The sequence below is a fragment of the Kitasatospora sp. NPDC097605 genome, assembly GCF_040302725.1.
Taxonomy (GTDB): Bacteria; Actinomycetota; Actinomycetes; order Streptomycetales; family Streptomycetaceae; genus Kitasatospora.
The window spans coordinates 21,422-38,966 of record NZ_JBEOSF010000049.1; the positions used below are offsets into that span (position 1 = coordinate 21,422).

18 protein-coding genes are annotated in these 17,545 nt (G+C 73.2%); 16 read left to right on the forward strand and 2 right to left on the reverse strand.

What is annotated here, in order from left to right:
• Positions 1-207: 207 nt before the first annotated feature.
• From leuA to ABTX81_RS35295, 14 genes are all read left to right on the forward strand, one after another.
• Positions 208-1,998: a 2-isopropylmalate synthase gene (leuA, locus tag ABTX81_RS35230; RefSeq protein WP_502892927.1), complete on the forward strand. Its 1,791-nt coding sequence runs from the start codon at positions 208-210 to the stop codon at positions 1,996-1,998.
• A 411-nt stretch (positions 1,999-2,409) separates the two neighbouring features.
• Entirely contained in the window at positions 2,410-3,465 is a 1,056-nt protein-coding gene (locus ABTX81_RS35235; RefSeq protein ID WP_350554180.1) for a terpene synthase family protein, read from the forward strand.
• Positions 3,466-3,476: 11 nt separating this feature from the next.
• On the forward strand, positions 3,477-4,820 hold the full coding sequence (locus ABTX81_RS35240; protein ID WP_350554182.1) for a cytochrome P450: 1,344 nt from the start codon (positions 3,477-3,479) through the stop codon (positions 4,818-4,820).
• Positions 4,821-4,847: 27 nt separating this feature from the next.
• Entirely contained in the window at positions 4,848-5,897 is a 1,050-nt protein-coding gene (locus tag ABTX81_RS35245; RefSeq protein ID WP_350554184.1) for a polyprenyl synthetase family protein, read from the forward strand.
• Positions 5,898-6,080: 183 nt separating this feature from the next.
• A complete protein-coding gene (locus ABTX81_RS35250; protein ID WP_350554186.1) occupies positions 6,081-7,259 on the forward strand; it encodes a pyridoxal-phosphate-dependent aminotransferase family protein in 1,179 nt (392 codons plus the stop codon).
• Between the two features lie 70 nt (positions 7,260-7,329).
• Complete coding sequence (gene dapA, locus ABTX81_RS35255; RefSeq protein WP_350554188.1) at positions 7,330-8,229, forward strand: 4-hydroxy-tetrahydrodipicolinate synthase; 900 nt, start codon at positions 7,330-7,332, stop codon at positions 8,227-8,229.
• 28 nt (positions 8,230-8,257) lie between these two features.
• Positions 8,258-8,635: a cupin domain-containing protein gene (locus tag ABTX81_RS35260; RefSeq protein ID WP_350554190.1), complete on the forward strand. Its 378-nt coding sequence runs from the start codon at positions 8,258-8,260 to the stop codon at positions 8,633-8,635.
• A gap of 5 nt (positions 8,636-8,640) precedes the next feature.
• Positions 8,641-9,888 carry a hypothetical protein gene (locus ABTX81_RS35265; protein ID WP_350554192.1) on the forward strand — a complete coding sequence of 416 codons (1,248 nt, stop codon included), beginning with the start codon at positions 8,641-8,643 and terminating at the stop codon, positions 9,886-9,888.
• A complete protein-coding gene (locus ABTX81_RS35270; protein ID WP_350554194.1) occupies positions 9,888-10,397 on the forward strand; it encodes a VOC family protein in 510 nt (169 codons plus the stop codon). Before ABTX81_RS35265 ends, ABTX81_RS35270 begins: the two co-directional genes overlap by 1 nt.
• The gene (locus ABTX81_RS35275; RefSeq protein ID WP_350554196.1) at positions 10,394-11,575 is read left to right on the forward strand and encodes a hypothetical protein; all 1,182 of its coding nucleotides are present in this window, start codon (positions 10,394-10,396) and stop codon (positions 11,573-11,575) included. Before ABTX81_RS35270 ends, ABTX81_RS35275 begins: the two co-directional genes overlap by 4 nt.
• 28 nt (positions 11,576-11,603) lie before the next feature.
• Positions 11,604-11,981, forward strand: a complete 378-nt coding sequence (locus ABTX81_RS35280) for a putative quinol monooxygenase (protein WP_350554198.1) — start codon at positions 11,604-11,606, stop codon at positions 11,979-11,981.
• Complete coding sequence (locus ABTX81_RS35285; protein WP_350554200.1) at positions 11,978-12,433, forward strand: VOC family protein; 456 nt, start codon at positions 11,978-11,980, stop codon at positions 12,431-12,433. The genes ABTX81_RS35280 and ABTX81_RS35285 overlap by 4 nt, the downstream gene beginning before the upstream one ends.
• Positions 12,434-12,447: 14 nt before the next feature.
• Complete coding sequence (locus tag ABTX81_RS35290) at positions 12,448-13,002, forward strand: thioredoxin family protein (protein ID WP_350554202.1); 555 nt, start codon at positions 12,448-12,450, stop codon at positions 13,000-13,002.
• A 64-nt stretch (positions 13,003-13,066) separates the two neighbouring features.
• Positions 13,067-14,563: an MFS transporter gene (locus tag ABTX81_RS35295; protein ID WP_350554204.1), complete on the forward strand. Its 1,497-nt coding sequence runs from the start codon at positions 13,067-13,069 to the stop codon at positions 14,561-14,563.
• Here ABTX81_RS35295 and ABTX81_RS35300 read toward each other — a convergent pair.
• Both ABTX81_RS35300 and ABTX81_RS35305 read right to left on the reverse strand, forming a co-directional pair.
• A complete protein-coding gene (locus ABTX81_RS35300; RefSeq protein ID WP_350554206.1) occupies positions 14,547-14,858 on the reverse strand; it encodes an AzlD domain-containing protein in 312 nt (103 codons plus the stop codon). The two genes, ABTX81_RS35295 and ABTX81_RS35300, sit on opposite strands and share 17 nt — an antisense overlap.
• Positions 14,855-15,631, reverse strand: coding sequence for an AzlC family ABC transporter permease (locus ABTX81_RS35305; RefSeq protein ID WP_350554208.1), 777 nt, complete (start codon positions 15,629-15,631; stop codon positions 14,855-14,857). The genes ABTX81_RS35300 and ABTX81_RS35305 overlap by 4 nt, the downstream gene beginning before the upstream one ends.
• A gap of 166 nt (positions 15,632-15,797) precedes the next feature.
• Here ABTX81_RS35305 and ABTX81_RS35310 point away from each other — a divergent pair, with 166 nt between their 5' ends.
• Both ABTX81_RS35310 and ABTX81_RS35315 read left to right on the forward strand, forming a co-directional pair.
• Positions 15,798-16,472 carry a class I SAM-dependent methyltransferase gene (locus ABTX81_RS35310; RefSeq protein ID WP_350554210.1) on the forward strand — a complete coding sequence of 225 codons (675 nt, stop codon included), beginning with the start codon at positions 15,798-15,800 and terminating at the stop codon, positions 16,470-16,472.
• 48 nt (positions 16,473-16,520) lie between these two features.
• Positions 16,521-17,534 (forward strand): pyridoxal-phosphate dependent enzyme, encoded by a 1,014-nt coding sequence (locus ABTX81_RS35315; protein WP_350554212.1) that lies wholly within the window; start codon positions 16,521-16,523, stop codon positions 17,532-17,534.
• Positions 17,535-17,545 lie beyond the last annotated feature (11 nt).

Consider the following 17,545-nt stretch of genomic DNA (forward strand, 5'->3'; position numbering starts at 1 on the left):
AACGCTTGATCGATTCCCGTCCCTCCTGGTGGACACCCGGGGCGCGGTGGCGGAGGAGTCTGTATGGTGTGGCGCTATGCGCGATTCCTCCACGCGAGTCCTCCTTCTTAGCCGCCGCGGCGAGAGCCTCTGACGGCCGGTCTCCTCGTCGCGGCGTGCGGGCCCCAACCGGCCTCCGTCCGAACCCTGTCCTGGAGGACACCCCCGATGCACCCGATGCCCCACCAGAACCACGACACCGCCGCACGGCCCGACTTCCCGCACCAGCTCCCCTCGGGGATGCCGTTCCAGCGGTACACGCCGTTCCGGCCGATCGACCTGCCGGACCGCACCTGGCCCGCCAAGACCATCACCCGGGCCCCGCAGTGGTGCGCGGTGGACCTGCGGGACGGCAATCAGGCGCTGATCGACCCGATGGGCCCCGACCGCAAGCTGCGGATGTTCGAGCTGCTGGTCGCCATGGGCTACAAGGAGATCGAGGTCGGCTTCCCGTCCGCCAGCCAGACCGACTTCGACTTCTGCCGCCAGATCATCGAGGAGGACCGGATCCCCGACGACGTGGCGATCCAGGTGCTCACCCCGGCCCGCGGGCCGCTGATCGAGCGGACCTTCGAGGCGGTGCGCGGGGCCGGCCGGGCGATCGTCCACCTCTACAACTCCACGTCCACCCTGCAGCGCCGGGTGGTCTTCGGGATGGAGCGCCCGGAGATCGTCGCGCTGGCCGTCAAGGGCGCGCGGATCTGCGCGGACCTGGCCGAGCGGATGCCGGACACCGGTGTCCGGCTGCAGTACTCCCCGGAGTCCTACAGCGGCACCGAGCTGGAGTTCGCCGCCGACATCTGCAACGCCGTCACCGCCGTGTGGCAGCCCACCCAGGACCGCCGCACCATCGTGAACCTGCCGGCCACCGTCGAGATGGCCACCCCGAACGTCTACGCCGACTCCATCGAGTGGATGAGCCGGCACCTGGACCGGCGTGACGCGGTGGTGCTGTCGGTGCACCCGCACAACGACCGGGGCACCGCGGTGGCGGCGGCCGAACTCGGCTACCTCGCGGGCGCCGACCGGATCGAGGGCTGCCTGTTCGGCAATGGCGAGCGCACCGGCAACGTCTGTCTGGTGACCCTGGGCCTGAACCTGTTCAGCCAGGGCATCGACCCGATGATCGACTTCTCCGACATCGACCGGATCCGCAGTTCGGTCGAGTACTGCAACCAGCTCCCGGTGCACCCCCGCCACCCCTACGGCGGCAGCCTGGTCTACACCGCGTTCTCCGGGTCGCACCAGGACGCGATCAAGAAGGGCTTCGACTGGCTGCAGCGGGACGCCCGGGCGGCCGGCACCCCGGTGGACGCGTTCACCTGGGCCGTGCCGTACCTGCCGATCGACCCGAAGGACGTCGGCCGCAGCTACGAGGCGGTCATCCGGGTCAACTCGCAGTCCGGCAAGGGCGGGGTGGCGCACCTGCTGCGCACCGAGCACCAGCTGGACCTGCCGCGCGGGCTGCAGATCGAGTTCTCCCGGGTGGTCCAGGCCCGCACCGACGCGGGCGGCGGCGAGGTGACCCCGGCCGAGCTGTGGGCGCTGTTCGCCGAGGAGTACCTGCCGGCCGGCTCGCCGGAGGCGGGGGAGGCCACCCGCACCGTGCCCGCCTGGGGCCGGGTGCACCTGGTCTCGCACCGGACCTCGGCGGTGGTGGACGAGAAGGACACGCTGGTCGTGGACGTCCGGCTGGACGGCGCCGAGCGGCGGCTGGAGGCGGTCGGCAGCGGTCCGATCGACGCCTTCGCGGCGGCGCTGGCCGGCCTGGGGATCGACGTCCAGGTCCGCGACTACGCCGAGCACGCGCTCGGCCAGGGCGGCGACGCGCGGGCCGCCGCGTACGTGGAGTGCGCGGTGAACGACCGGGTCTTCTGGGGCGTGGGCATCGACTCCAGCATCGTGTCGGCGTCGCTGAAGGCCGTGGTCTCGGCCGTCAACCGGGGTTTCCGGGACTGATCCCGGGCGCACCCCCCGCCCGTTCCGCGGCCGGCTCCCCTCACGGGGGGCCGGCCGTTGCCGTGCCGGCCGGTGGGGGAGCCGGCCGCGCCGGAAGGAAGGTCCACGGGCGAATACTTGTCCGGATTCTGAGACAAAAAGCCGAATGGGTAGCTGATGTCATCTGGGCTGTGCAGGATGACACGAGGGCGACAACAACCTGTGGTCCGCAGCTGCGCCGCCGCACCCCGGCGTGCGCCGGCGTGCGCCGAGCTCGGTCACCCCCTGTGTCTGCACCCGCGCCACTCCCCGGTTCACTCGGCCCGTGACGGAGGCAAGCACCCGTGTACGCCCGTGCGTTCGTTCACTTGGAAACGTCACCCCCGCTGCCCCCCGCCGGCGCATTTCCCGCAGCGGCGCGGAAGTGACGGAATGCCGACCGACATCGAATTCCACTTACCCTTCCCGGCCCCGCGCGCAGATTCCGACCAGCACGACCGGGCCGCCCGCCGCGGCGTCGACTGGGCCCGGGAATTCGGCCTCCTGGAACCGACCGAGAAAGCCCTCCGGTACTTTCTCGGCCTGCGGTTCGCGGACGTCGCCACCGGATTCGCCCCGGACGCCCGGGGCGCCGACCTCGACGTGATGACGGACCTGATCACCTGGACCGCCGTCTGCGACGACTTCTTCGACGGCCGCGCCGGGGACGACCCGGACCTCGCCGCCCGCACCGTCGCCGCCCTCACCGAGGTCACCCGCGGCGGCCGGCCCACCACCCCCGCGACGGCCCTCCCCGCCGCCCTCCGTCCACTGGCGGCCGCCACCGCCGACCTGTGGAACCGGTCGGCCGCCCCGATGTCGGAGCACTGGCGGGCCCGGGCCGGCCACGGCTGGCGGCGCTTCCTCCGCTCCTTCCTCGCCGAGGCCGAGACCCGCCGGCAGGGCCGCGTCCCCGGCCTCACCGCCTACCTGGCGCTGCGCCGCGAGACGATGGCGATGTACGTCTACCTCGACGGCGTCGAACGGGCCGACCGCTTCGAACTGCCCGCGCGCCTGCTCGCCGACCGCTACCTGCGCCGGATGGCCGAGCTCCAGATCGACATCCTGGCGCACTGCAACGACGTCCACTCGGTCGAGCACGAGGAGGCCCGCGGCGACACCCACAACCTCGTGCTGGTCCTGGAACGGCGCCGCGGCGGCCCCCGCGCCGAGGTGATCCGGGAGATCCAGCAGCGGGTCCGGCTGCTCTCCGAGGAGTTCCTGGCCGGCGCCGCCGGCCTGGACGCCCACGGCACCCGGCTCGGCTGCACCCCCACCGAACGCGCCGACCTGCGCCGCTATATCGCCGCCATGGCCCGCCAGCTGCGGGTCACCTACGACTGGTCCCTGGCGACCGTGCGCTACGCCGCCGGCCCCGGCCGGGACCTGCGGCCCGTCTACCTGAGCCCCGCCCACCCGCCGGCCGGTCCACTGCCGGCCCGGACCTGAGCAGGAGCCCCATGACCCTCACCCGGGAGGCGCGCCCCTACCCCGGCGCACTGCCGCTGCTCGGCCACGCCCTCCACCTGGCCCGCGACCCGCTCGGCTTCGTGGAACGGCTGCGCGACCACGGCCCCGTCACCGAGTTCCGGCTCGGCACCCGCCCCGCCCGCATGGTGGGCACCGGCGAGCTGGTCAAGGAGGTGCTGATCACCCAGCAGTCCGCCTTCGAGAAGGGCGGACCGCTCTTCGACCAGGCCACCCGGCTGCTCGGCAACGGCCTCGCCGCCGCCAACGGCGAGCTGCACCGGCGCCAGCGCCGGCTGCTGCAGCCCGCCTTCCACCACGGCCGGATGGCCCGCTACGCCGAGGCCGCCTCCGACTCCGCCGAGGCGCTGTCGGACCGCTGGCGGCACGGCGCCGTCGCCGACGTCGGGCGCGACCTGCACGACATGACCATGGACGTCCTCACCCGCACCGTCTTCTCGGCCGTCACCCCCACGACCGCCGCCGAGATCCGCAGCTGCATCCCCGCCCTGGTGGCCGGCGTCGCCCGGCGGGCCTTCGTGCCGATCGACGTCGTCCACCGGCTGCCGCTGCCGGTCAACCGGCGGGAGGCCGAACGCCTGGACCGCCTCTACCAGGTCGTCGACGGCCTGATCGCCGACTACCGGGCGCACCCGCCGGAGCAGGAGGACATGCTCGCGCTCCTGCTGGCCGCCCGCGACGAGACCACCGGCGAGGGCGTGGCCGACCGGCAGATCCACGACGAGATCCGCTCCATGATGGTGGCCGGCACCGAGACCTCGGCCACCGCCCTGCACTGGTCCTTCCAGGTCCTCGCCGCCCGGCCCGACCTCGAGCGCAAGCTGCACGCCGAGCTCGACGAGGTGCTCGGCGGCCGGCCCGTGGAGTACCCGGACCTGCCGAAACTGGAGTACCTCGGCCGGTTCGTCCAGGAGATCCTGCGGATGTTCCCGACCGGCTGGCTGCTCACCCGCCGCGCCGCCGCCGATGTCGACCTCGGCGGCCACCGGATCCCCGCCGGCGCCGACGTCTTCTTCAGCCCGTACGCCCTGCACCGCGACCCGGCGGTCTTCGCCGACCCCCACCGCTTCGACCCGGACCGCTGGCTGCCCGAGCGGGCCGCCGCCGTGCCCCGGCACGCCTACCTGCCGTTCGGCGCCGGCGTGCGCAAGTGCATCGGCGAGTCCTTCGCCTGGACCGAGATCGGCATGGCCCTCGCCACCCTGGCCGCCCGCTGGCGGCTGCGGTCGACCGAGGCCCGGCCGCCCCGCCCGGTGGCCGGCTCGACGCTGAGACCCAGCAGGTCCGTCCTTCGGACAGAGGCCCGAACCGGCTGACTCCATCCCCCCACAGGAGGCTGCACCATGGCTGCGTCACCTGCTCCCGCACCGTCCGAGCTGGACGACGGATCCGGACTGCGCTCCCTGCTGGAGCGGGTCGAGGAAGGCCTCACCGCCTTCCTCGCCCGCGAACGGGGCCGCCAGGAGACCGTCACCCCGCGCGAGGCCGACCCGGCCCGCGCCGTCGCCGAACTGGTCCGCTCCGGCGGCAAGCGGATCAGACCCCGCTTCCTGCTCAGCGGCTACCTCGCCGCCGGCGGCACCCCCGGAGAACGCCCGGTCCGCGCCGCGATGGCCCTCGAACTGCTCCACACCGCCGCCCTGCTGCACGACGACGTGATGGACGACGCCGCGCTGCGCCGCTCGGCCCGCAGCGCCCACGCCTGGCACGCCGACCTGCACCGCACCCGGGGCTGGCGCGGCGAGCCCCGCCGGTACGGCGAGTCGATGGCCGTCCTCGCGGGCGACCTGGCCTGGGCCTACGCCGACCACCTGATGGCGGACCTCTCGCCCGAGGTGAGCCGGGAGTGGTTCGAGCTGAAGACCGAGCTGATCGCCGGTCAGGCGATGGACGTCACGGCCTCGGCCGCCGCCCTCGCCGACGCGGAGCTCGCCCGGCGGATCGCGGTCCTCAAGTCCGGCCGCTACACCGTCCACCGGCCGCTGGTGCTCGGCGCCCTGCTGGCCGGGCGGACCGACCTCGCCCCCTGCTTCGCCGGGTACGGCGAGGCACTGGGGGAGGCCTTCCAGCTGCGGGACGACCTCATCGACGCGTTCGGCGACCCCGGATCCGCAGGGAAGCCCACCGGCGCGGACGCCCGGGCCGGGCGGACCACCCTGCTGATGGCGCTCGCGGTGCGCCGCGAGGCCCGCGGCCCGGGCCGGGTGACGGCCCGGCGGAGCGATCCCCCGGACCGGGGCCGGGCCGGCGCGACCGCGCACGCCGCGGTCGAGGCCCGGATCGCCGCCCTGGTGGCGCGCGCCCGGCAGTCCCTGGCGGACGCCCCGCTGAGCCCCGAGTGGCGCCACCGGCTCTCCGCGACGGCCGCCGCGGCGGCGTACCGGGACCACTGATTCCCCTTTCCGTAACATTGCGCGTCATTTTCACTCTTCTGCGCCCCGGCGCCATTCCGGTGTTCGGCGTGCCAGAATTCGGGCCGGATTCCCGGAAGAGGCACCCTTGATTTCCGTTCGACCGGCGTACATTCTGATTGCGGCTCACGAACCCTGCCCCTGCAGAATCCATCGGAGTTCCTCATGCGGGAAATCGACATGTTCACTCCGGGGCCCGCACAGATACCCGTCGGGGTGCGGCTGGCCTCCGTGTCCGCGCTCGTGCACCACCGCTCCGCGGAATTCCGCGAGTTGTACGCCCGCATTCAGGGCGGCCTGCAACGGCTGTTCCGCACCGCCGGCGACGTCCTGCTCCTGCCGTCCTCCGGCAGCGGCGCGATGGAGGCCGCCGTGCTGAACACGGTCGCCCCGGGGGACGACGTCCTGGTGCTGGCGGCCGGCAAGTACGGCCGCCGCTGGGCCGAGCTGTGCCGCACCTACGGCGCCCGGGTGCACCTCCACGAGGCACCCGACGGCCACACCTTCGACCCCGGGCTGGTCGAACGCGACCTCACCCGGTACCGGCCGCGCCACCTGTTCCTGACGCACTGCGAGACCTCCACCGGCGTCGGCCACGACGTCGAACGGCTGGCGGCCCTCGGCCGGGCGGCCGGCGCGACCGTCGTCGCCGACACCATGACGACCATCGGCGTCCAGCCCTTCGAGCAGGACGCCTGGGGGGTCGACCTCGCGGTCACCGCCTCCCACAAGGGCCTGATGAGCCCGCCCGGCGCGGCCTTCGTCGCCGTCCGCCCGGAGGCCTGGAGCCGGTTGCGCACCGACCTCGGCTACTCCTACTGGAACCTGCGGCACCTGCGCGAGAGCGGCCTGGACCACACGGTGCCCAACACCCCGCCGGTGGCGGCGCTGCTCGGGGTCGCCGCCGGGCTCGACCTGATCGAGGCGGAGGGCCTGGAACGGGTGTGGCAGCGCCACGCCCAGGCGTCCGCGGTCTGCCGCGCCGGGCTCGTCGCGCTCGGCCTGCCGCTCTACCCGCGCGCCGATCCGGCCGCCGCCCTCTCGGTCGCCCGGCTGCCCGACGACCCGCGGGCCCGCGGCCTGCTGGACGAGCTGACCGAGCGGTTCCGGCTGCGGATCGCCGCCGGCCAGGGCGAGCTGAAGGGCCGCATCCTGCGGATCGGCCACATCGGCGCGGTCCGCCCGCTGGACCTGCTGCCGGTCCTGACCGCCCTGGAGATCCTCCTCCTGGAGCGCGGCCTGGTCGACGAACCGGGCAGGGCCGCCCAGGCGATGGCGCAGAGCCTCTGGCACCTGACGGCCCCCGAGGCCGACACCCGGGAGCCGGTCGGCAGCGCGCGCTGAGGCACCCGCCACCCGCTCCGGCACACCCCCCAACTCCGCCGCACCACGACCCCCTTGGGAGAGAGCGTCCATGCTCAGTACCGACACGCTCCGCTTCACCGGCGCGTACACCACCCTGCTGACGCCCTTCGGGCCCTCCGGAGAGCTCGACGAGGCCGCCCTGCGCCGCCTGGTCGACTTCCAGATCGAGAACGGCGTCACCCGGCTGTGCCCCAACGGCGTGACCGGCGAGGCCGCCGCGCTGACCGACCGCGAGAAGGTGCGGATCACCGAGATCGTCGTCGAGCAGGCCGCCGGCCGGGCCCTGGTGCTGCCCGACATGGGCACCGAGAACCTCACCCGCACGCTCGAACTCGCCAAGGAGGCCGAGCGGCTGGGCGCCGACGCGGTGCTCGCCTTCACCCCCTACCTCGACCCGCCCACCGAGCGCGGCCTGGTCGCCTACTACCGCACCCTGGCCGACGCGATCTCGGTGCCGCTGCTGATGCACAACCTCCCCGGCCGCACCACCGTCGACATCAGCCCCGACCAGGTCGCCGAACTCGCCCAGCACCCCAACATCGCGGGCATCAAGGAGGGCAACCAGGACATCGTCCGGATGCGCCGGATGCTGCACCTCGTGCGGGACTCCGACTTCGTGGTGCTCTGCGGCAACGACTTCACCGCGCTGCCCACCCTGCTGCTCGGCGGCCACGGCCACATCTCGGTGGCCGCCAACGTGATGCCCCGCCAGAGCCGGTCCATCGTGGACGCCGCCCTCGCCGGCGACTTCGTCACCGCCCGCGACCTCTACCTGAAGTTCGCCGAGTTCTACCGCGCGATCTACTTCGCGACCAACCCGATCGCCCTCAAGAAGGCGTTCTCGATCGCCCACTTCGAGGTCGGCGACCCGCGCCTGCCGCTCACCCCGCTGGCCGAGGGCCGGGTCGCCGAACTCGAACAGATCATGAAGTCCTGCGAGCTGATCTGACGACCCGGACGGAACCGAGGAGGAACCGATGGACCCCATGATCGACGTCGCGGCGGTCACCCAGCCGGTCTACGGCGGTGACGTCGTCAGGTCGCTGCTCTTCGCCGCGGCCGACCACCCCGACCAGCGGGTCGTCCGGGTCGCGATGGCCAGCGCCGAACCCGGCCGGGGCGGCCAGCTGCACCACCACCCGGAGACCGACGAGTACTACTTCATCATCGCCGGCCGGGCCCGCCTGCACCTCAACGGCCAGGAGTACGCGCTCGAACCCGAGCACTGCGTCCGGATCCCGCGCGGCTCGAAGCACCGCATCGAGTCGGTCGGCGACGAGCGGCTGCGCTACCTCGCCTTCCACGTCGGCGCCGCCGACAACGACCGCCCGGTCGAACACGTGAAGGCCGGGTAGCGCCGATGGACATCGTCATCGTCGGCGCCGGGAAGGCGGGATCGCTGCACTACCGGGCGTACTCCCGGCTCGCCCGCTCCGGCCGGCTCGACCTGGCACGCATCCAGTTCGTCGACCGCACCGGCCGCCCCGGCGCCGAACTCGACCGGCTGCTGAGGGCGGACGGGTCGGCCGCGCCGATCGCCCGCGAGCGGGCCCTGCTCGCCCCGACGGCGCCCGCGAGCACCATCGTCGACCTGTGCCTGCCGAGCCGCAGCCTGGCCCCCGCGCTGATCGAGTGGTGGCAGGCCGGCTACCGCCGCTTCGTGGTGGAGAAGCCCTTCCTGGTCGCCCCCGAGCTGCGCGCCGAGGTCGGCCGGGTGCTCGCCGACTCCCGGGTCGTCCTGGTGCGCAACTACCTGCACTCCAAGGTGCACCGCACCGTGCGCGAACTCGTCGAGCAGTACGAGCTGGACCCCTCGCTGTGCGTCACCAACTTCTCCAAGGACCGCCGGGCGGACAACCTGCGCGGCCGCGGCGCCTCCGGGACCACCTCGCCGACCGTCTTCGAGGTCGAGCTGCCGCACCAGCTGTACATCGGCGCCGACCTGCTCGGCGAACCGGTCTCCGTCGAGCACGCCGAGGACCTCGACCCGATGGGCGGCGGCGAGCAGCCGATGCGGCTGGGCGAGGGGGTGGTCGTCGGCCGGGCCGCGGGCGGCGCCGCCTTCGTCCACTACTCCGACCTCCAGCACCCGACGACCGTCCGCACCCTCGACCTGCTCTGCCGCGAACGGCTCTCGGTGCACGCCACCTACGCCCCCATCTGCGAGGAACTCACCGACATCAAGGCCGGGGTGTTCCTCTGCCGGGGCGAGACCGTCCTCGCCAAGAGCCTGTTCACGGTGGACGACAACATGCTGGCGATGATCTCGACGGCGCACGCCGCGCTCACCTCGGACACCCCGGGGCCGCAGTCGCGGGTCGACCTCGACGAGGTGCTCCGGCCCTCGGAGCTGATCCACGCCGCGATCGCCGGACGCACCGGCGCCGCCCCCGTGACGGCCCGCCCCGGCACGGTGCGCAGCGACATCCTCCAGGAGTGGGTGGTCGACGCCTTCCGGCAGGGCCTGGCCACCGGCGTCGGCCGCGCCTTCCTGGCCTTCCTCGAACAGCGCCGGCGCGACCGGATGACCCGGCTGCTGCCCGCGCTCGACCCGGCCTTCGAGGCGCTCGCCCGGGCCGGCGCCACCGGAGAGGCGGTGGCGGTCTGATGGCGATCCGTACCGAAGCCCTGCTGCACGTCGCCGTCGTCACCCGCGACCTCGACCGCCTGTCGGCCTTCTACCAGGAGGTCCTCGGCGCCGAGCCGCTCAAGCGCCTGGAACTCTGCTCGCCCCGGTTCGCGGCCGGCGTGGGCGTCCCGGGGGCCGAGGCCACCACCGTCCACCTGCTCGTCCCCGGCGCGGAGACGGTCGTCGAGCTGACCGAGTACCGCCGGGGCGAGGACGGCTCGCCGAAGGCGCCGGCCAACGCCGAGGGCTGGCGCCACATCGCCTTCCGGGTGCCCGACCTGGCCGCCGCCGCCGAGGAGCTGCGCCGGCTCGGCCTGCCGATCGAGGGCGAGGGCCCGGTCGTCGTCGACCTGCCGGTCGAGGCCGCCGGCACCGGATTCCTGTACTTCCGCGACCCGGACGGCAACATCATCGAGCTCATCGAGCCGCCGAAACCGGGCACCTCCCGCACACCACCGCCACCGCACGCAGAAGGAGTTCACGCATGAGGCTCGGAAACGTCCAGCGCGTCACCACCGACGGCACGATGGAGCTGTCCGTCACCGTGACGAGCGAGGACGGCGCGTCCGCCGACCGCCTCTGGTACCGCTTCCCGGAGCGGTTCGCCGACCGGGTCACCGACGCCCTGGACCCGTTCGTCATCGCCGCCCTGTTCGCCTCGATCCGCCGCGGCGAGGACCTGCACGCCGCCGGACCGGTCACCGCCACCCTGCTGGACAACCTGGAGGAGTTCCAGGCCGCCTGGGCCCAGTGGCGCCCGGGCCGCTACACCCCGATCCGGGTCACCGCCGACCAGGAGCTGCCCGACCGCGAGGGCCCCGACGACCGCTCGGCGATCCAGACCTTCTCCGGCGGCGTCGACAGCGCCTTCACCACCGTGCGCCACGTCCGCCGGACGGCCGGGCGCTCCGCCCTCAACCTGACCGGCGCGGTCATGGTGCACGGCTTCGACATCCCGCTCACCGACACCGAGGCCTACGAGTCGCTGCAGCGCCGCAGCACCCCGCTGCTGGCCACCGTCGGCGTCGAGCTGATCCCAGTGGCCACCAACTTCCGCGAGCTGTGGCACAGCGACCTCGCCGACTGGGAGGACGCCTTCGGCACCGGCATGGTCTCGGTGCTCACCCTCTTCAGCGGCTGGTACCGGCACGGCCTGATCGCCAGCTCGGAGCCGTACGGCTCGCTGCTGCTGCCCTGGGGCTCCAACCCGATGTCCGACTGGATGCTCTCCGGCGGGCGGCTGCGGGTGCACCACGACGCGGCCGGCGTGGACCGCAGCGACAAGGTCGCCGGGCTGTCCGTGGCGTGGCCGGAGGGCGCCGACAACCTGCGGGTCTGCTGGCAGGGCGAGCACAAGGACCGCAACTGCGGGCGCTGCGAGAAGTGCATCCGGACGATCCTCAACTTCCGGGTGGCCGGCCGTCCGCTGCCCAAGGCGTTCGGCCAGGACGTGACCGACGAGCAGATCCGCAGCCTGCGCGGCCTGTCCGAGGCGCACATCAACCCGCTGCGCCAGATCCTCGCCACCGCCCGGGAGAAGGGCGTCAAGGACGACTGGACCGTCGCCCTGGAGGAGGCCGTCCGGGCGAACGAGGACGAGCTGGCCCGGGGCGTCTCCTACGCGGGCGGGTTCCCCCAGCTCGCCACCGGCCCCGCCGCCGCGTAGCCCCGCCCCGCGACCGAGGAGGACGACCGTGTACGCAGTCGTGGCCCGCTTCGACCTGACCCCGGAGGGCGTCGAGGGGTTCGACGCCCTCGCCGCCTGGCGGATCTCGGAGGCCGCGCACGAGCCCGGCCTGGTCGGCTACGCGGTGCACCGCGTCGACGACGAGCCGCTGGCCCGGGTCTTCTACGAGATCTACCGCGACCGGGCGGCGTTCCTGGAGCACCGGGCGACCGCCCAGACCGCGGAGTTCGGCGCCCGCTACGGGCGGTTCGCCCAGGGCCCGCCGCGCATCGAGTTCCTGGACGTCCTCCACTCCGCCGCCGGCCTCTCCGCCCCCGGGGCGGCCGGCGGCCCCGCCCGGCCGACCACCACCCAGCCCACGACTCCCCAGGGAGAGCACCGATGACCATCAGGTTCGTCCCGCACCACACCGCGCTGACCGTCGGGGACCTCGACGCGTCGAAGTCCTTCTACGGCTGGTTCGGCTTCCGGCTGATCGCCGAGTGGTCGAAGGCCGACAAGTCGCTGACCATCTCCCACCTGCAGCTCGACGAGGGCTGGGTGCTGGAGCTGTTCCACTACGCCGGCGACGGCGGCCAGGAGCCGCCGACCTTCACCCCCGGCAACAACCTGCCCGTCACGGGCGTCAAGCACATCGCCTTCACCGTGGACGACCTCGCGGCGGCCCGCGAGGAGATCGTCCGGGCCGGCATCGGCGAGGTGACCGAGATCGCCCGCGGGCGCACCCTGGTCGACTACTTCTTCGTCCGCGACCCCGACGGCATGTACGTGGAGTTCGTCAACGACTCCCGGGGAGCCTCCGCGGACGACCCGCTGATCCTCAACGAAGCCGGCTAGGAAGGCCCGTCCCGATGCCCGTCTCCTCCTTCATGGTGCCGATCGGCACCCCCGCCCCCGAGTTCGCGCTGCCGTCCCTGGACGGCAAGACCGTCCGCAGCGGCGACTTCGCCGCCGCGCCCGCGCTGCTGGTGGCCTTCCTGTCCAACCACTGCCCGTTCGTGCGGCACATCGAGGCCGGCCTCGGGGCGCTCGCCCGGGACCTCCCGCAGCTGGCCGTGGTCGCGATCTGCAGCAACGACACCGGCGTCGCCCCGGACGACGACCTGGCCGGCCTGCGCGGCCAGCTCGACCGCACCGGCTGGACGTTCCCCTACCTGGTGGACGCCGACCAGTCGGTGGCCCGGGCCCACCGGGCGGCCTGCACCCCGGACTTCTTCCTCTACGACGCCCAGCGCCGGCTCGCCTACCGGGGAGCGCTGGACGCCGCCCGGCCGGGCAACGAGGAGCCGGTGGACGGCGCGCTGCTGCGCGCGGCGGTCGCCGAGGTGCTGGCCGGCCGGCCCGTCCCCGAGCCGCACCGCGCCAGCATCGGCTGCTCGATCAAGTGGGCGCCCGGCACCGAGTAGGGCTTGTCCCGGACAAGCCCTGGCCCGCGCCGCGCCGCAGACCGGATCCCCGAGGAGTCAACCCGTGGCACTGACAGGCTCGATCCAGGACGCGCGGAGCGAGATCGCCGAGCGCATGAACCGCCTCCCGCTGACCCGCACCCACCGCCGTGTGGTCCTGGTCGTGGGTGTCGCGCTGTTCTTCGACATGTTCGAGATCTTCATGTCGGGGGTGCTCGGCACCGTCATGCGGGAGGAGTACCACCTCAACCGCACCGAGGTGTCGGCGGTCATCGCCTCGGTGTTCGTCGGCATGTCGATCGGCGTGCTGGCGATGGGCCGGCTCGCCGACCGGCTGGGCCGCCGCCGGGCCCTGCTGGTGTCCGTCGCCGTGTACTCGGTGTTCTCCGCGCTGGGCGGGCTCAGTCACGGGATGCCGATGCTGGTGGCGGCCCGGCTGCTGGCGGGGCTGGGCATCGGCCCGGTGCTGCCGCTCGCCGACGCCTACCTCAGCGACCTGCTGCCGGCCCGGCTGCGCGGCCGCTGGACGGCGCTGGCGTACACCATCGCCTTCCTCGGGGTGCCCGCGGTCGGGCTGACGGCGCGCTGGCTGGTGCCGCTCAGCCCGCTCGGGGTGGACGGCTGGCGCTGGCTGTTCCTGACCGGCGCGGTGGGCGGCTTCGCGGTGCTGGCGGCCCGCCGGCTGTTCATCGAGTCGCCGCGCTGGCTGGAGTCGGCGGGGCGGACGGCCGAGGCGGACGCCATCCTCACCCGGCTGGAGCGCGAGGCCGGCGCGGCCGCCCCTGCGTCCGCCGCGCGGATCCCGGAGCAAGCCGCGGCCCCGGAACCCGTCGCGGAGCCGGTGAAGCGGGCCGCCGTGCCCGCGGCGCCGGAGCACGGCGGCGGGGCACACGGCGGCGACGCGCAGGGCGACCCGGAGTCGGAGTCCGCCCGGGCCAGGCCGGCGCTGGGGGCGGTGCACCGAAGACGCGTCACGATGATGACCATCTTCCACCTGCTGCAGGCCTTCGGCGGCTACGGCTTCGGCACGATGGCACCGCTGGTGCTCGCCGCCAAGGGCTACTCGGTGGTCAACTCGCTGCTCTTCAGCGCGCTCTCCTTCGCCGGCTACCCGCTCGGCTCGCTCTTCTCGGTACCGCTGATCGAACGGGTGGAGCGCAAGTACCTGATCGTCGGCTCCTCGCTGGCGATGGCCTCCTTCGGGCTGCTCTTCGGGTACGCCTCCGTCAACACCACGATCGTGCTGGCCGGTGTCGCCTACACGGCCGTCAGCAATGTCTTCTCCAACGCCTACCACGTCTACCAGGTCGAGATCTTCCCGACCACGCACCGGGTGGCGGCGGTGAGCTGGACGTACTCGCTGTCCCGGATCACCACCGCCGCCATGCCCTTCGTCCTGGTGCCGCTGCTCTCCCGGTACGGCCCCAACGCGCTGTTCGGCGTGGTGGCGGCCACCCTGGTGGCGATCGCCGTGGACATCGGGGTGCTCGGCCCGCGCTCCAACGGCTCCACCCTGGAGGACCTCAACGAGCGGCTGGCGCCGGTCAGGAGGCCAGGTTGAGCCAGCGCAGCAGGGCCGCGACCGCCGCCGCGCCGAGCACCACGACCAGGAACGGCGCCCGCAGCCGCAGCAGGACGGCCGCCACCACCAGTCCGGCCAACCGGGCGTCGACGACCAGCCGGTGGTCGCTGACGAAGGTCTGGGTGGCGATCAGCGCCGCCAGCAGGGCCACCGGAATGGCCTCCGACACCCGGGCGACCGCCGGGGCGGCCAGCACCCGGGCCGGGATGAGCAGGCCGGCCAGCTTCAGCACGAAGCAGGCCGCGGCCGCGACGGCGATCCAGGTCCAGCTCAACGGTGCTCTCCTCGCTTCTCGGTACGGACGGACCGCTGCCCGGTCCGCTCGGGCGGGCTCCCGGCCGGACCCGGGAGCACCGGGTGGACCGGGTCGGGGCCGCGGCTCGGCTCGGGGGCGGCGGCGCGGGCGCGCCCGGTGGGCAGGAACAGCACCCCGAGCGCGGTCAGCCCGGCCAGGACGACCGGGAGCCCGGAGCCGGCCACCACCGAGCAGCCCACGGCGACCAGGCCGGCCGCCAGGAACACCGCCTGGTTGCCGCGCTCGCGCAGCCGCGGGGCGACCAGGGCGAGGAAGGCGGCGGAGGACGCCGCGTCCAGGCCGAGCGCGGCCGGATCGTCCAGCACGGAGCCGACCAGCGCCCCGATCAGGGTCGCGGCGTTCCAGCAGAGGAACACCGCCAGCCCGGTCGCCCAGTAGGCGTAGCGGGCCGTCGCGGGCGTTCGGCGGCCGGCCGCCATGGCCGCGCTCTCGTCGCTCATCAGGTGGGCCATCGGCACCAGTTCGCGCCGTCGGGGGCGCAGCATCCTGGCCATGCTGACGCCGTAGAAGAGGTTGCGGACGCCGAGCAGGGCGGCGGTGGTCCCGGCGGCCGCGCCGGTTCCGCCGGAGGCGAGCACCCCGACCAGCGCGAGCTGCGAGGATCCGCCGTACATCAGCAGGGACAGCGCCTGCGCCTGCCAGACGGAGAGCCCCGCCGCGGTGGCGAGGGCGCCGTAGGACAGGCCGTAGGCGCCGACGGCCAGGGCGATGCCGCCGGCGGCCCGGAGCACGGCCGGCCTGTCCTCCTCTGCGGTTCCCCGTGGTGACGGACTGTCAGTGGCCATGGCTGGATTCCACCCTCTCCGGAGCACTCGCGCGACCAAATATTGAGATCGCTCTTGCCATGTCAATTGGACCACCTAGGATGCTAGTCGCAAGTCAACTAAGGGAGTCAAGATGACAAGTTCAGAGACCTACGGAGACCTGCAGTACGGCTGGGAGAAGGCCTACCAGGACCAGAGCGAGGGCCCGCTCTGGCAGGAGGACCCGATCCCCGTCATCCCCGCCGCCATCGAGGCGCTGAGCAAGCGCCAGATCGGCACCGTCGTGGACCTCGGCTGCGGCGACGGGCGCAACCTCGCGGCGCTCGCCGCGGCCGGCTTCAACGCCCTCGGCGTGGACATCGCGCCGACCGGCCTCGCCCACGCCCGCCGGATCATCCAGCGCCGCTCGTTCCTGCTGCGCTCCGACGCCACCACCCTGCCGCTGATCGACTCCTCGGTCGACGCGGTCACCTGCTTCGACGTCTTCGGGCAGATCCAGGACCCGACCGACCTCGTCGCCGAGGCCCGCCGCATCGTCACCCCGGGCGGCCTCTTCGTCACCAACGCCTTCACCACCACCGACGGCACCTACGGTGAGGGCGAGGAGATCGGCAAGCACACCTTCGCCTACAAGGACACGCTCTTCCGGTACTACGAGGAGGAGGACATCCGGGCGCTGTTCGCCGACTGGACGATCGTCGAGCTCGACCGCGTCTCCTGGGACGACCCGCCGCACGGCGACTTCCGTCCCTACCCGCACACCCACGACAACTGGGTCGTGTACGCCACCGTCGAGAAGTCGGCGTGACGACGTCCCCGTGAGCCCCTGATGTTACGCACCGGGAGTACAACTGCCATGCTCTTCGGACAACACCTCGACCGCTTCCAGACGTTACTGGGGCTCACCCCGGTCAAGACGGTGACCATCGAGGTCCTCGGACGGCCCCGGAGGATCCACCTCAAGCTGGAGGGCCACAACCTCACCGGCTCGGTCAAGGCCCGTACCGCGTACGGACTGGTGCGCGGGCTGGCCGAGGAGGGCCGGCTCCGGCCCGGGGTGGAGCTCCTGGAGTCGACCTCCGGGAACCTCGGGGTGGCACTCGCGAGCATGGCGCGCTACCTGGGCGTCGGCTTCTCGGCCGTGGTCGATCCCATGATCACGGCCGAGTGCCGGGACCGGCTCGGCGAACTCGGCGCCACCGTCATCGAGGTCGACCGGCCGGACCCGGTCGGCGGCTACCTGCTCTCCCGGCTCGCCAGGGTCGAGGAGCTGCTGGCCTCGGACGAGCGGTACGTCTGGGCCAACCAGTACGAGAACCGGCGCAACCCGGAGATCCACCGGACCATGACCGGCCCGGAGATCCTCGGCCAGTTCGGCGCCAACCCGCCCGACGCGCTGTTCGCCGCCGTCTCCACCGGCGGCACCTACGCCGGCCTCGCCGAGTGCTTCCGCGAGCACAGCCCGCGGACCCGCCTGGTGGCCGTCGACATCAAGGGCTCGGTGGCGCTCGGCGGCCCGCCCGGCACCCGGCACCTGTCGGGCATCGGCGCCAGCCGCCAGTCCTCCTTCGTGGAACCGCACATGATCGACCATCTGGCGTTCGCCGACATCGGGGAAGCGGCGTACTACTGCCGGCTCGTGCTGAAGGAGGCGGGCATCCACCTCGGCGGCTCCTCCGGCGCGGTGGTCGCCGCCTGCGTGCGCCACCTCGCGGAGCACCCCGAGATCACCGACCCGCTGTGCATCTGCGCCGACGGCGGGGAGAAGTACCAGAGCACGATCTACAGCGACGAATGGCTCGAATCCATCGGCGAATCGATGACACCGCTGAGCGCGTGCCAGCCGTACTGTACGGCCGGTATGGGATAGACAGTGGTCGG